This is a genomic window from Mucilaginibacter sp. CAU 1740, from assembly GCF_039839285.1.
Taxonomy (GTDB): Bacteria; Bacteroidota; Bacteroidia; order Sphingobacteriales; family Sphingobacteriaceae; genus Mucilaginibacter.
The window spans coordinates 239,530-255,397 of record NZ_JBDOQS010000005.1 but is presented as its reverse complement, the minus strand read 5'-3'; the positions used below and the strand labels follow the sequence as shown (position 1 = coordinate 255,397).

At 47.7% G+C, this 15,868-nt stretch carries 8 protein-coding genes; 7 read left to right on the top strand and 1 reads right to left on the bottom strand.

Annotated elements, in window-relative coordinates:
* Positions 1–7 precede the first annotated feature (7 nt).
* Positions 8–1,027, bottom strand: coding sequence for a LacI family DNA-binding transcriptional regulator (locus tag AAFN85_RS13490; RefSeq protein WP_347527899.1), 1,020 nt, complete (start codon positions 1,025–1,027; stop codon positions 8–10).
* Positions 1,028–1,405: 378 nt separating this feature from the next.
* Between AAFN85_RS13490 and AAFN85_RS13485 the strand changes: the two genes are divergently transcribed.
* The 7 genes from AAFN85_RS13485 (at position 1,406) to AAFN85_RS13455 (ending at position 15,561) form a co-directional block, all read left to right on the top strand.
* Positions 1,406–2,305, top strand: a complete 900-nt coding sequence (locus AAFN85_RS13485) for an ROK family protein (protein ID WP_347527897.1) — start codon at positions 1,406–1,408, stop codon at positions 2,303–2,305.
* On the top strand, positions 2,302–3,537 hold the full coding sequence (gene fucP, locus AAFN85_RS13480; RefSeq protein WP_347527896.1) for an L-fucose:H+ symporter permease: 1,236 nt from the start codon (positions 2,302–2,304) through the stop codon (positions 3,535–3,537). Before AAFN85_RS13485 ends, fucP begins: the two co-directional genes overlap by 4 nt.
* A 129-nt stretch (positions 3,538–3,666) precedes the next feature.
* On the top strand, positions 3,667–4,830 hold the full coding sequence (locus AAFN85_RS13475; protein ID WP_347527895.1) for a glycoside hydrolase family 130 protein: 1,164 nt from the start codon (positions 3,667–3,669) through the stop codon (positions 4,828–4,830).
* A 213-nt stretch (positions 4,831–5,043) separates the two neighbouring features.
* Complete coding sequence (locus tag AAFN85_RS13470; RefSeq protein WP_347527893.1) at positions 5,044–8,241, top strand: TonB-dependent receptor; 3,198 nt, start codon at positions 5,044–5,046, stop codon at positions 8,239–8,241.
* Positions 8,242–8,258: 17 nt separating this feature from the next.
* On the top strand, positions 8,259–9,755 hold the full coding sequence (locus tag AAFN85_RS13465) for a RagB/SusD family nutrient uptake outer membrane protein (RefSeq protein ID WP_347527891.1): 1,497 nt from the start codon (positions 8,259–8,261) through the stop codon (positions 9,753–9,755).
* A 24-nt stretch (positions 9,756–9,779) separates the two neighbouring features.
* On the top strand, positions 9,780–10,832 hold the full coding sequence (locus AAFN85_RS13460) for a LamG domain-containing protein (protein WP_347527890.1): 1,053 nt from the start codon (positions 9,780–9,782) through the stop codon (positions 10,830–10,832).
* Between the two features lie 169 nt (positions 10,833–11,001).
* Complete coding sequence (locus AAFN85_RS13455) at positions 11,002–15,561, top strand: DUF3320 domain-containing protein (RefSeq protein WP_347527889.1); 4,560 nt, start codon at positions 11,002–11,004, stop codon at positions 15,559–15,561.
* Positions 15,562–15,868 lie beyond the last annotated feature (307 nt).

Here is a 15,868-nt window from a genome sequence, read left to right as displayed (position 1 = left end):
TGCATCATTAAAGTTGATGCGTTGAGCCTCTTGAGATAAGCTCCGGTTGTATGATCACCTTGCTTACATCTTTTAGGCGTACTTTATTTTCTAGTTTATCAAGCAACGTTTTGAAAAGTTGTTTGGCCAGTTCATCAAGCGGCTGGGATATAGCGCTGATGGTTGGGTTGTAGATTTTAAATACGTCATGATCGTCAAAAGCGATCAGCGAAATATCGGCAGGGATCTTCAGTCCCAGATCACTGATCGCCTTGATGCCGCTTAGGGCCAGGTAGTTGGTAGCGAATATGATAGCATCGAGCCCGGGATGTTCCCTGATGAATTGCACGCATTGTGCTACTGTAGTTTCCGTATCGTTTTCAAAGGATACTTTTAGTATAAGCGGGCTTAGCCCGTGTTCTTCCATGGCAGCGAGGTAACCTGACTGGCGTTCGGCCATTTGTGTTTGATCAGAGGAGAGGGTAACCAGGGCGATTTTTTTTCGGGAACCTTCTACTAAAAATCCTACCGCGTCATACGTGCCGTTATAATTATCGAGGCCCACATAATCTGTAGGAATGTTTGGCAGGTAACGGTCGAAAAGCACAACCGGAAGGCCATCGCTGATCAGCGCCCTGATCTCCCGTTCGATCCCTATCGGCGGTGTAATGATGTAGCCATCGACATGGCGGGCACGCAGTAAACTGATTAGTTCCCTTGTTTTTTCGGGGTCATTTTCAGTACTGCAATAAATGATCTTGTAGCCGTTTTTATAGGCCAAAGCCTCGAGGTGAAAAGCGATATGGGAAAAGAAGTAATCGGAGATCTTTTCCACCATCAGGCAGATCATTTTGGTTTTACCGGTGCTCAGGCTTTTAGCCAGCTGATTAGGTTGGTAGCCTTTTTCCTTTACAAATTGCAGTACTTTTTCTGTTAACTCATCGCTGATGCGCTTTTCTTTAGCTTTCCCGTTTAAAATGAACGAAACAGTTGATTTGGCAACATGCAGCTCGTTGGCGATATCGATAATCGATAATTTCTTATTCATTGAACCCTCTTTTTGATTTTGCCGGTATTTAAGGTAAACGTAAGTAAACAAATGCAAAACCGGTTATAATCTGTTTAACTTTTTTTAAAGAGAAAACTTACCCACCTGGTTTTTTTTAACCGGTTTGCGCGTTGTTCGAATAATAAAAGTGCGCATTTCAATTTGCAAAACCGGTTTTATTAATTATCATTGTAAACAGATCATCAAAAACATGTTTTGGTACGCCAAAACCGTTTTATGCTGATATTTTAAACCAATTATACAAATTTTATAAGATTAAAGCTGATTTCAGCTGTGCTCATGCAGTTTTTAGGCTGATTGGTGCGCAAATTAGAAACCGGTTTTGCTGTTCAATTTGCCTGTTAATACCCTTAAAGTATGATGAAAAACAACCCTGTGTTTACTTCCGGCTATATCCTGACTGCTGATATAGGAGGTTCGCACATTACTGTAGGAATTTGCGACCTGCAACAATCCCTGATTTTGCCCGAAACGCTGGTTCGGGCCGATGTGGACAGTAAAGCCCCTGCCGAAGTGATCTTAAATTCCTGGACGGACGCGCTGAAAAGTTCAATAAGGCAGCATGCCGGACCAGGGCCGGATGGTTTGGGTATGGCTATGCCGGGGCCTTTCGATTATCCTAAGGGGATATCCTTTATTAAGGGGCTGGATAAATATGAAGCCTTGTATGGCAGGGATATCAGGACGTACCTCGCAGATAAACTTCAGTTAGCAGGTATACAGATCCATTTCAGGAATGATGCTGAATCAACTATCGCAGGGGAGGTTACTGCCGGTGCGGGGAGTGGCTATGGGCGTGTGATGGGGGTAACCCTGGGTACCGGCTTTGGGTCGGCCTTTAGTGAAAACGGGATAACCCGGGATCTCAACCTTGGCAGCGATCCTTATAAAGACAGCCTTGCCGATGATTACTTTTCAACCCGGTGGTTCAGAAAACGTTATGATGAACTAACAGGCAAGCCCCTAAACGGAGGCGTGAAAGAGCTGGCCTCCTTAGCAAACGATGACCCGGCACTCCACGATATCTTCGGCGAATATGCACGTAATATGGCTGATTTCCTGTCGGGGCCTATCGCCATGTATCAACCAGAGGTCTTGATCATTTGCGGAAACATAGCAAAGGCAGGACCCTTGTTTTTGCCTCAGCTACAGGAGTATTTAGCCCCGCTCGAAATTAAAATGGCGCAGCTTGATGAGCAGGCTGCGCTGATAGGCGCGGCTGCCTCGTTTAAAACCAATTATAATAAAACCATATGATGCAAAAAGTACCTTTTATCGAAAAGAAATTTGTGCTCAACTTTATTTTCGTCACCGCCCTTTTCCTGATGTGGGGTGTTCTGCACGCGATGAGCGATGTGCTGAACAAGTTTTTCCAGGGCGCTTTAAATGTCTCCAAATCCCAGTCCGGGCTGATCCAGCTTTCGGTTTTTGGTGCTTATTTTGTCATGAGCATTCCTGCAGGCTATTTCCTGAAAAAATTCGGCTATAAGCCTGGGGTATTGCTTGGTCTTTCTTTATTTGCTGTAGGTACCCTTTTGTTTGTACCTGCTGCCAATGCCGGTTCGTTCGGCTTTTTCAGGATAGCGTTATTTGTGATGGGTTGCGGAATGGCTACGCTGGAAACCGTAGCGCACCCTTTTGCGGCGGCTCTCGGTGACCAGCGCAGCAGCGACAGGCGAATAAATTTTGCGCAATCCTTTAATGCGCTCGGAGCTACTGCAGGCCCGTTTATTGCCTCTTGGTTCCTGTTTGGCTCCGCGGCATCCCATTCGGCCGATCTGTCAACTGTTAAGCTGTTGTACGTAAGTATTGGCGGTGTGCTCATCCTGCTGATCATAGCTTTCACTTTGCTGCGTGTACCGGCGCTTGATGACCCGCATGCGGTGGTAGCAGAAACCGAGGCCGGCGCCGTGAACATTGACATCGCACCGGCAAAGAAATTATATCAGCATAGTCATTTCGTATGGGCAGCTGTAGCTCAGTTTTTCAATGTGGCGGCCCAGGCTGGTACCTGGGCGTTCTTTATTAACTACGGTCATGATGTATTGGGATTCAGCGACCTGTCGGCAGGCAGGTATATGAGCATTTTTATGGCGATGATGATGGCTGGCCGCTTTGTGGGTACTTACCTGATGCGCTTTATGGCGCCTAATAAACTACTGGCCGCTTTTGCGTTATGCAATATTCTGATGTGTGTGATTGTAGCGCAGGGCCTGGGCTGGGCTTCATACATCGCTTTAATGATGATCAATTTTTTCTTCAGCATCATGTTTCCAACCATATTTAGTCTGGGTTTGAAAAATCTCGGGGCGCATACGCAGCAGGCTTCTTCGTTTATTTCGATGGGCGTGGTTGGTGGCGCGTTTTTTCCGTTGATCATGGGTACCATAGCGAACCATGATGTAGCCAAAGCTTATTATTTGCCAATTGTATGCTACCTGGTGATCTTTTTGTATGGCTATCGGCTTTACCGGGTTAAGCAGGGATAATCTCGAAGCATTAAAAATTTTCAAATTAAGTTTGCAAAACCGGTTTTATTAATTACTATTGTTTATTATTTGCAAAACCGGTTTTCTAAATCAGCAATAACCAATTATCTAAAAACAAAAAATAATTTGATGAATAAAGTACTCATGAAGCTGATGGGCGTGTTCGCTTGTCTGTTGGTTTTCAATTGTTCGTATGCTCAACGCGCGGGGCAACAGCAGCTTCCAGCATGGGCTTTCGGTGGCTTTGTGCGTCCGCAGCACATCAACCCGATCATCTCGCCCGATACTTTAGCCACGTTTTATGATCCGGTGCTCCGCAAAAAAGTTAAATGGGAAGCCAATTATACCTTTAATCCCGCGGCTACGGTGAAAGATGGTAAAATAGTGGTGCTTTATCGCTCGGAAGACCTTACCGGCGTTGAAATAGGCACCCGGACATCCCGCATTGGTTACGCCGAAAGTAAAGACGGTTTCGCTTTTAAACGTAACAGCAAGCCTGTAATGTTTCCCGGTAAAGACAGTCAGCAGGAGTTTGAATGGCCGGGCGGCTGCGAAGACCCGAGAGTAGCGGTTACAGCGGATGGGACTTATGTGATGTTTTATACGCAATGGAACCGTAAAGTGCCTCGTTTAGGCGTAGCAACATCTAAAGATCTGATAACCTGGGTAAAACACGGGCCGATTTTCAGAAAAGCTTATGGCGGCAAGTTTTTTAATATCCCGCATAAATCCGCATCGATCCTGACCAAACTGGAAGGTGGTAAACAAGTTATTGCCAAAATTAACGGGAAATACTGGATGTATTGGGGAGAGCGGCATGTATTTGCGGCAACATCAACCAACCTGAAAGACTGGAACCCTGTTGTGGACGAAAAAGGCGAACTGAAACAGCTGATCTCGCCCCGCAAAGGCTATTTTGATAGTGACCTGACCGAATGCGGGCCGCCTGCCATCATGACGCCTAAAGGCATCATTTTATTTTATAACGGGAAAAACCACCCTGGTGAAGGGGGCGACAAACGCTTTAACGGCAATTCTTATTGCGCCGGCCAGGTGATGTTTTCCAATGCAGATCCAACCAAAGCTATCGCCCGTCTGGATGTGCCGTTTTTGAGACCGATGGAGCCGTTCGAAAAAAGCGGCCAGTATGTTAACGGGACTGTTTTTATTGAAGGCCTGGTGTACTTTAAGAAAAAGTGGCTGCTTTATTATGGTTGTGCCGACTCTAAAGTGGGCGTAGCTGTATATGATCCGGCTCACCCGTCACCGCCCGACCCTATACCGGCTTTATAACGCCGGCGACCTGATTTTTTTAAACATCATCATGCACCTGTAATACACGGGCAGGGCATGTATTGGCTTTGATTTCGCCGCCAGTTAACTAATGAAAAACCTAAAGAGACGAAAGGGAAAGTTATGAAATGAGCAGCTGAACAATTCATCAGTAAAAAAACAACCGGCTAAAACCGGGCAAGTATTAAATAATAAACCTTAGTAATTAAGTATATGAAAAAAACTTACAGTTGTTTCATGAAATGGCCCTGCCCCAAGGGGACAGGGGCGGGTTCCGGTTTCGCCTTCGCTGTGATACTGGTTGCCCTGGCCAATGCTCCGGCAAACAGTGCCACAGCGGATAAAAAGCATAACAATACTTTATCCGGACATATCAGTGCCTTGAACTTTCCAATATCCGGAGTAGTAATTGCCGATACCAGGATAACCGGCAAGGTTACTGATGCGGCGGGGCAGGCGCTGATAGGTGCTACCATCAGTATTAAAAATGGCAAGGGCCAGGCTGTGACAGATGTGAACGGAAATTTTAGTTTATCTGTGCCGGACAACGCCACGCTTGTAGTATCCTATATCGGTTACCAGACGCAGGAAATTGCGGTGGCGGGCAAAACGCAAATCACCATCATATTGAAGGAATCTGCCGGCAATTTAAATGAAGTTGTTGTGGTTGGCTATACCACGCAGCGCAAAAAAGACCTGACCGGTGCGGTTTCCCTGGTAAGTAATAAAGATATCAACGGCTTACCGGTAGGCGGTGTCGACCAGATCCTGCAGGGAAAGGCCGCAGGTGTGGCTGTGACACAAAACACCGGTGCCCCGGGTGACGGGATCAATATCCGGATCCGTGGTGTGGGGACGATCAATAACAACGATCCGCTTTATATTGTTGACGGGGTTCCTACCACAACGGGCATCAACGAAATTTCGCCCAATGATATCGAAAGCATCAATATCCTTAAAGACGCCTCCTCTGCAGCTATCTATGGCGCCAGGGCATCGAACGGGGTGGTGCTGGTTACCACGAAAAGAGGTGTCTCAGGCAAAGCCAAATTAAATGTTAGTGCTTATACAGGCGTGCAAACCGCGCAGCACCTGATCAAAATGGCTAACAACGCGCAATATGTGAGTGCATTCAATGCCGCCGCCGCCAATGATGGGCGTGCGAAGATCTCTGATAGCCTCGCCCGGACTTTATCCGATGTGAACTGGCTAAAGGAGATCCTGAAACCGGCGCGGGTAAGCAACGGTTCGCTGTCCATCAATGGCGGGAATGAAAATTCGCAGTATATTGTATCTGCCAATTATTTCAGCCAGAATGGTTTGATCAAAAACTCATCCTTTAACAGGTTTAACCTGCGCACTGCCGTAAACAGCAATGTTACCAAATACCTCAGGCTGGGAACTAATGTAAACCTAAGCTATGCCAAAACCAGGGTGGTGGGCACATCCGGCGATGGCTACAGCGGTGCGGCAGCCAGTATTGTAAGGTACGCTTTGTTCCGCACGCCGGGTACGCCTGTTTATAATGAGAATGGCCAGCTTGTGGACCTGCCTAAACAAAGCGCCACTGTTAACGGCAACTTTTTAGGGGACGGCATCAACCCGGTTGCGCTTGCGCAGTATAGCAACAACAACAATTATAACTACTCGGTATTGGGCGATGCCTTTATGGAAATTACCCCGGTCAAGGGCCTGAAACTTAAATCAGATATCGGTTTGAACCTGATCCTGACCGACTATAAGCAGTTTTTTGAAACTTTTGGTATCGACCGCTTTTTCAATTCGCCCAACTCGCTCGCGCAATCCCATAACAACAACCTCAATTATAACTGGACCAATACGGCCACTTATGATCTTACACTGGGCAAAAACGTCATTAACGTGCTGGCAGGCTCCGAACTGATCAAGCAGGACCAGCAGGGGATTTCGGCTTCCCGGACAGGTTTTATCAATCAAACCCCAACTTTTCAATATCTGGATAACGGTACTTTGTCAACCGCGCTGAATGGCGGCGGAGAATCGCATATGGCTTTGTTCTCCTTGTTCGGTAGCCTGCACTATCAATATGATAATAAATACCTGGCCAGCATCAGCTACCGCAGGGACGGTTCCTCGCAACTGGACCCTTCTAACCGTTACCAGAGTTTCACCTCCGGATCTTTGGGCTGGCGGATCGATCAGGAAGATTTTATGAAGGGGATCAAACCAATATCAACCCTGAAACTGCGCGCAAGCATTGGCCAGTTAGGTAACGCGAGCATCGGCACTTACCCATATACCTCAACCTTTGGCAACGGGTTTTATTATCCTTTTGGCGATGTTACCAATCAAGGTTACAGCATCACCACCAAAGGTAACCCTAAAATTCGCTGGGAATCAAGCACACAGCAGGACGCTGGTCTGGATATCGGCTTTTTTGATAACGCTTTATTGTTAGGCGCCGACTATTACATCAAAAAAACATCCAATATGTTATTGTTCCTGCCCCTGCCAAGCAGCGCCGGTAATGGCGGCAACCCGGCTGTAAACGCGGGTAATGTAAGCAACAAGGGCCTGGAACTTGAGCTTACCTACAAAAAAACAATAAATGCCAACTGGAGCTTCAGTGTAAGCGGAAACTTCGCAACAGTGAACAACAAAGTAACAGCGCTGGCAAACGGCACACCTATAGCGGCAGGCCGTATCGATAACAACTATTACGGAACGCTAACGGCAGTAGGCCACCCGATCGGAGAATTTTATCTGCTGCAACAGGAAGGGATCTTCCAGAACGCGCAACAGGTATTTACCCATGCTTATCAGGGGCCAGGCATCAGGCCGGGAGATGTAATGTATAAGGATGTGAACGGCGACGGCGTGATTGATGATAAAGATAAAACCTTTGTGGGGAGCCCGATACCTAAATTTACCTACGGGCTTACCGCGAATGTTTCTTACCGGGACTTTGACCTGAGCCTGTTTTTCCAGGGCGTTCATGGTAACAAGATCTATAACCAGGTACTGACCGATATTGAAGGCTTTTACCGTCCGTTCAACATCACCGAACGTGCGGCCACGCAAAGCTGGACAGGGGAGGGATCAACCAATAAATTCCCATTATTATCATGGTCTGACGGCAATAACAATAAGATGCCATCTACCCGTTTCCTCGAAAGCGGTTCGTACATGAAGCTAAAGAACGTGCAGTTGGGCTACCGCCTGAGCAAAGGCGCGTTAAGCAGCCTGGGCTTATCTGCCGTACGTGTTTACGCAAGTGCCCAGAACCTGTTGACCTTTACCAAATATACAGGCCTTGATCCGGAGCAGTACAATAACAGCAATAACGGCAATACGGTAACCGCGGTAGGTATTGACTGGGGAACCTATCCATCGGCACGAACCATCACCTTTGGTATTAATGCTAATTTTTAACCTGAAAATATATAGCGATGAAACATATATATATCTATTTAAGTGCCGCTTTATTATTGGCCAGCGGGTGTAAAAAGGCGCTCGACCAGCCGGTGCTGGGTCAGTACCAGGGCGATAATTTTTTCACCAATGATGCCAATGCTAAGCTTGGTGTGAACGCGGCCTATGCGCCGCTTACCTTTACGGATCCATCTTCCAATACGCTCTGGGTTTTGGGCGACCTTGCATCGGATGATGCCATTAAAGGCAGTAGTGATGGCGACCAGGGCGATTTTCTGAGCATTCAGAATTTTAATATCAATCCTGCCAATTCTGCTGTGGAAGGCCTCTGGAAAAGATATTATGATGGCGTTTTTAAATGCAATGTAGTAACAGATGGTTTGCCGGCGAGCAATAAAGCCGTTTCTGACGCGGTTAAAAATGACGTGGTTGGGCAGGCCGAATTTCTGCGCGCTTATTACTATTTTAATTTAACGGTTGTTTATGGCGATATCCCGCTTCACCTGAAAGTGGAAACACCGGAGGAGCTGCAAAGCCCGGCATTGCCCCAGGCACAAATTTACGCGCAGATCGAAAAGGATTGTACAGCGGCAATTGCTGCGCTACCGGCGAGCCGTACCGGTGCCGATATTGGCCGTGCTACTAAAGGTTCCGCGCTGGCGTTATTGGCCAAAACTTATCTGTTTGAAAAGAAATGGGCGCTTGCTGCCTCTACGGCAAAAGCTGTGGAAGACTTGGGCGTTTACAGCCTGTTACCTGTTTTTGCCGATAATTTCAGGGCGGCTACCAAGAATAACCCGGAAGCAGTTTTTTCTGTGTTGCACACCGCAGGCCTTGTGCCTTTTCAGGGTAATAACCTGAATGCATGGTTTGCCCCACGGCCGCTTAACGGCTATGGATTTTATTTGCCGACCCAAAGCCTGGTAGATAACTTTGAGACAGGAACAACCGGCGCTGTTGACCCGCGTTTGGATTATAGTATAGGCAGGGCCGGTCACCCTTATTTTGACAGCGCTTTTGACCCGGGATGGACGACAACCGGCTATGTAAGTAAAAAACATACCCAGCCTTTATCGGAAGTACCGGTAAGCACGCGTGGCGACGGGAACCTGAATTACCAGGCTATCCGCTTTTCGGAGGTTCTACTGACCGAGGCGGAGGCATTAAACGAATCGGGCAGTAGTGCGGCTGCATTGGTGCCATTGAACAAAGTCAGGAAACGCGCCCGTGAAAGCTACCTGCATGATTCTTCGCTCAACGGGTTCGGAACGGTACCTGCGGGTTTACTACCGGACGTAACGACTACCGATCAGTCGCAGCTCAGGGATGCCATCCGCAGGGAACGGCGTTCGGAACTGGCACTTGAGTTTCACCGGTTCTTTGATATTATCCGGTACGGAACAGCTTATGCTTCCACTGCTTTAAAAAACAAACCGAATTTTAGTTATACGGCTAACCAGTTTTTCCCGATTCCTGAAAGCGAAAGGCAAACTAATTTTAAACTGGGTAAATAGTGATCACCTGTTAAATTCTTCAACATGAAAAAGATAAAAAATTCCATAGCCGGTATCCTGGTACTCATCCTTGCGGTGGGCATGGCCACATCCTGCAAAAAGAACAGCGAAAAGCCGGATTACAACAGCGATAAATCAAAACTCAGCAGCAAGATAGATTCGCTGACGGCAATTTACAATGCAGCGGTTGAGGGTAAACAGGCCGGCGATTATTCACTGGGAGCAAAGGCAGCGCTTCAAACGGCGCTTAAGCTGGCTACTGAAGTAAAGACCGGCACTTTTACGCAACAGCAGGTTAATAACGCGCTGGCCAACCTGAGCCGTGCAGCTGTACAATTTGAAGTTAACCTGATCCAGCCGATCTCGGCAGCAAACCTGATCGCCTCCTGGACATTTAACGGTAATGCTAAGGATATCTCCGGAAACGGCAACGACGGTGTTCTGAAAACAGGATGGGTTGGGGCATACGGTGTTCCGGCAGCCGATGGCGGAACTTTACCGGTATTAACCGCAGACCGTTATGGTGCGGCCAATAGTGCCTATGATTTCAACAAGGGAGCCTATATCGAGGTTCCTTACCAGGCAGCCTTACGCCCGGCAAGTTTTACCATTTGTGTCTGGATCAAACCGCACGAGGCCAGTAACGGTAATTATATTTTCTCTCTCGACCGCTGGAACGGTTATAAGTTTCAATTACAGGGCGGTAACCTGCCCTTCCTTACCGTAATGACCACAACCGGTGACCATGACCAGGATGATGGTGGTGCTTCCGTCCAGCTTGATAAATGGTCGCACCTGGTTGTAAGTTTTACTAATGGTACGGCGAAATTTTACATCAACGGCGTGTTGGTAAAAACAGCTAACGTTACCGGCGACCCAACCGCTTTGGTCAACCCGCCACCGGTGTCAATAGGTAACGAAATGCCTAAAACAGCTTATAACTTTACGGACCCAAACAGTCCGAATGCCTACTACGGCGGTAATTATTTTATTGGTGCTATAGATGATCTGCACCTTTACAATAAGGTTTTAAGCGATAACGAGGTTAAGTCTCTATATACTATGGAGCAACCATAAAACTTATTTTACCCCTGTCCAATCACCGCTCTGTTAAAAGGGCGTTTAAGAAGGCCGCCTGTTTCAGGCGGCCTTTTATTATTTGAACAATAATAGTCAGGATGATCATTTTGCTGAAGGCATATCCAATACGGTTCAGAAATCAGCAGGGTTTTTGTAGCTTTGAGTTATGCAGGATACTATACAGTCCCGGCTGGAGTCTTCAAGAAAAGAACTGCTGGACCTGGGGCTTCGAAACCCACTACTCAATTACAGGATAACAAAAGGTAAAGGTGTACATATTGTCGACGAAAAAGCAGAATTCATTTACGATATCCTGGTAAGGCAACAGAAGGCAATGACCTTTTTGGCGCTAAAAGAGGGAACTGGTTTTCCCGAAGGAGAAGCGAAGTACCAGGACACCAAATTGCAGACAGACGAGGACGAGCAGAGACTGCAAAGCCGTTTGCTGAATACCTATTATTTTGCCCGTACGAGTATCGAGGAACAGGGAGTTAACCTCTTATACCTAGCATTGGGGATGTTGCATTGGTCCGATGAAGCTGATACCGGAACCCAGCGCTCTGCACCGTTGGTTTTAGTGCCTGTAAGTCTGGAACGTTCCAGTGCGCAGGAAAGGTTCCGGCTTAGATACACCGGGAGTGAGATAGGCGCCAACTTGTCCCTGCAGGCAAAAATGAAGAGCGACTTCAACCTGACCATCCCGGATATCCCGGAAGCAGAGGAGTTTGTTTTCAACGATTATATCAAGGATGTGAAGTCTCATATCGCCAGACAAACCGGCTGGTCGATTGAAACCGACGCAGTGGAGCTGGGATTCTTCTCTTTTGGGAAATTTTTAATCTACAATGACCTGGATACGGCCAATTGGCCCGATGCAATAAAACCTGAAATTCACCCCAATGTAGCGGCCCTTCTGGAAAATGGTTTCCATGAAGATGTTCTGGAGGACGAACATGACCTGGACGCAGATACCAAGGCCAACGAATTATTCCGGGTGGTAGATGCCGACAGTTCGCAGTTGATGGCCATGCTTGCGGTACAGGATGGCGGAAACCTGGTTATCCAGGGACCGCCGGGAACGGGTAAATCGCAAACCATCACCAATATTATAGCCAATGCAGTGGGGCAGGGGAAAAAAGTCTTGTTTGTTGCCGAAAAGATGGCGGCGCTTGATGTGGTCAAACGCCGTTTGGATCATATTGACCTGGGGATAGCCTGCCTGGAACTGCACAGCCATAAAACCAATAAGCGCGATGTGCTGCAGGAGATCAGGCGGGTAATGGAACTGGGAAAACCACAGACGGCGAAGCTGGAACTGGAAATACAGATGCTTGAGATTTACCGGGCCGAACTGAATGATTATTGCAGGGTGATCAATCACGAGCTTGCAGGAAGCGGTTTGAGTGCACAGCAGGTAATAGGCTTTTTGCTCCAGATTGACGAAAAGGCTATAAACCGGAACCTTGTTACCCTGCCGGTTGAAAACATCGGTAGCTGGAACGCGGAGAAAATGAGGCATGCTGAAGAGTGGGCCGACCGTATTCAGGCAAGGGTGAAAGATATTGGCACGCCGGTTAGCCTGGCTTTTTACGGTAGCAGCCTGATGCTGGTATTACCGCACGATAAAGGAACAATCCTTCAACGGATGGAAGCCGCCCATCGTTCCATATCCGAATATTTGTTGCTACTGAAAGATATTCATGAAAAAACAGGTTTTACGCTGCCCGTAAACGAGACAACGTTACCTGAACTCGAAAGCTTGTTGAGCCGGGCCATGCAGGCGCCAGACCTAAGCGGGTTAAAAGTCGATGACCCTGCATGGCAAACTAAAGCCGGGGATATTAAAGAACTGATTGGAACAGTAGAAGAACTGGAAAGCTTATACCGGAATTATAGGGATACATTCGTAGCGGAAGCATGGACGCAGGATATCCTGGAAATCAGGCGTAATATCGTTACCTACGGGGATAAATGGTATCGTAACCTGAATAGCAGTTATCGCAATAGTAAGCAACAGTTGGCGGCTTTACTTAAGATAACCCTGCCTGACGATGCCCGTGAAAAGCTGAAACTGGTTGATGTCATCTCTGAAGCGCGGAGGTTGGAAAACACGATTCAGCAGTATGATAGTTTTTCAGCGGGTGTATTTGGCAGCCGCTGGCTGAAACAGCGGTCGGACTGGCGTTCATTACAGGCTGCTGCAGCTTATCTTGCTGATATAAAAGATCCTATGCTCTTAGGATATTTATTGAAGGGTGAAGCGCCTTCGGTAGCCGCAGGTTACCTGTCTGCGGTACAAAATGCAGGCAAAATGGTTAACGATCAGAATGGCCAGGCGTTAAAAGCTTTGGAAATTAACAGTTTTCCAGCCGCATATACTGATCAGGAAAAGGCCTGGGAGCATTGGATTGGACATTTTTCAGAATTGCAACTGGCCATAGATTGGAACCAGCTGTGTGCACAGGCGGCTAAGGATGGGTTTGCATTTTTAGCGCAGGCGGCTGTAGCCTGGGAAGAAGCCAAAGACCTGTTAAAGATCAGTCTCCAAAAAACATGGTATGAGTACCTTGCCGGGGAGGCTTTCAGAGGAAGCGCTGAAATATCAAGGTTTGAACGGGCAAGCCATGAGGAGGTTATCGCCAAATTTAAAAAGCTGGATCAGGTGAACCTATACTATAACCGCGCTAAAGTTGCCCTTAAGCATTGGGAAGAATTACCTAAAGGAAATGCAGGGGGGCAGGTGAATATCCTGAAAACCGAATTTAATAAGAAAGCAAGGCATATGCCTATACGTAAACTGGTAGAGGAGGCCGGTAAGGCCATGCAGGCCATTAAACCGGTATGGATGATGAGCCCGATGTCGATAGCCAATTTCCTGCCGCCAGGAGCGATCGATTTTGATCTCGTGATATTTGATGAGGCCAGTCAGGTGCGTCCGGTGGATGCCATTGGCGCCATTGCCCGTGGGAAACAATTAGTGGTGGTAGGGGATACCCGCCAGTTGCCTCCAACCAGTTTTTTTGATAAGCTGAACACCGATATTGAAGAAGAAGAAAATGTAACCGCGGATATGCAAAGTATTTTAGGCATGTGTGATGGGCAAGGTGCGCCCACGCGTATGCTGAAATGGCATTACCGGAGCCGGCATGAGTCGCTTATTACGCTATCTAATCATGAATTTTATGAAGATAAGCTGGTGATCTTCCCCAGCCCAGGCTCGAAGCAGGATCTGGGTTTACGCTTTCATCATTTGCCCCATGCTGTTTATGACCGGGGAAAGACCAGGACAAATTTGCTGGAGGCGCAGGCGGTTGCCAGGGCAGTTATCGAACATGCTGCGAAATATTCAACCCAGAGTTTGGGTGTTGTGGCTTTTAGCACCGCCCAGGCCCAGGCGATACAAGCAGCGCTCGAAATTGAGCGTAAAGCCAGCCCTGCTACCGAAACTTTTTTTAATGGCAGGCCGGAGGAGCCATTTTTTATCAAGAACCTGGAGAATGTTCAGGGGGACGAGCGGGATGTGATCATGATCAGCATCGGCTATGGTCGTACCGAAGATGGTAAGGTACCTATGAATTTTGGTCCGCTGAATAACGAAGGGGGCGAGCGCAGGCTGAATGTATTGATCACCCGTGCTAAAATGCGTTGCGAAGTATTCACCAATATTACCTCGGAAGATATCAAAGTCGGTGAGTCGGCGCGTTTCGGCATCAGAGCGCTGAAAAGCTTCCTGTATTTTGCACAGCATGCCAAATTTGATAAACCCGATGAGGTTATACAAGGGGAGCTAAGACCATTTGAAGACGAAGTTGCCCTACAACTCACCAGAGCCGGGCATATTGTTCGCAGCAAGGTGGGTTCGCCCGGATTCTACCTTGACCTGGCTATTGTTGACCCGGAAAACCCAGGCCGTTACATCATGGGGCTGATATGCGATGGCAAAGCCTATGACAGTGCCGCGTCGGCTACAGACCGGGACCGCCTGCGTTCGCAGGTACTGGAACTTTTTGGCTGGAAGCTTTATCATGTATGGAGTGTCGACTGGTACCGCAACCCGGCCCGGGAACTGGCAAGGTTGTTAGCTGCGATTGAAGAGGCTGAGCAGGTGACCGTGACCATAGATAAGGAAAATGAAGCGTGGCAGCAGGAGGTAAGCAGGGAGGAGTTGAGAGAACCATTGCCGATACCCGAATATAAGTTAGCCGATATCCATATCGAAAATATCCGTGCAGAGTTCCAGCTTTACACTTTTGAAGAACTTGTAAACTGGATAGCTGAAGTAGTTGAAACAGAAAGCCCGGTACATTTTGACGAGATGGCTAAACGGATTGCTGATGCGGCGGGAATTGCCAAAGTTGGCTCCCGTATCCGCTATACATTGACACAGGCTTTGGAGCGGGCAAAGAATGAACACAAGGTGACCGTTCGTGGTGATTTTTTATGGGCACCGGAAATGGAGTCAGTTATCGCACGCGACCGGAGTAAATTACCGGCGGCATACCGAAAAATGGCATTGGTGGCACCCGAGGAAATTTACGAGGCGATCAGGCAGGTTGTCGGAAACGCCATCGTGATCACCGAGCTGGAAGCCATCCCTTTGATCGCAAAATTATTGGGGTTCTCCAGGGTAACAGATGAGATCAGGCAGCAGCTTTCAGAAGCGATAGGTAAAACGATACAGGATGGGATATTGACTTTTGAAGGGATTAACTTGAAGGTTATTTAAGAAAAAGATCAGCTATCGGAATGATTCCCGACCTTTGAGACAGCCTCTTATTTCAGGTCGCATTTGACCTTGTCAAAGATGAGCTTACCTATCTTGCTGTGCAGCTTATGCTGTTGTGGTTTACTGCATAGATTTCCAGCCGATCGCTGCCGGGAGGCATGTATTAATTTGCGAGTGGTGCGGTTTTCTTGCGGTGAAAACACGTTCGCCTGCGCTTTGCGCGCTGACGCGCACGCCGCTGCGGTTCACCAGCTTTCACCGCAGACACAACCACTGTCCTTTTGGTTTCGCTCCGCCAGCGCAGGCG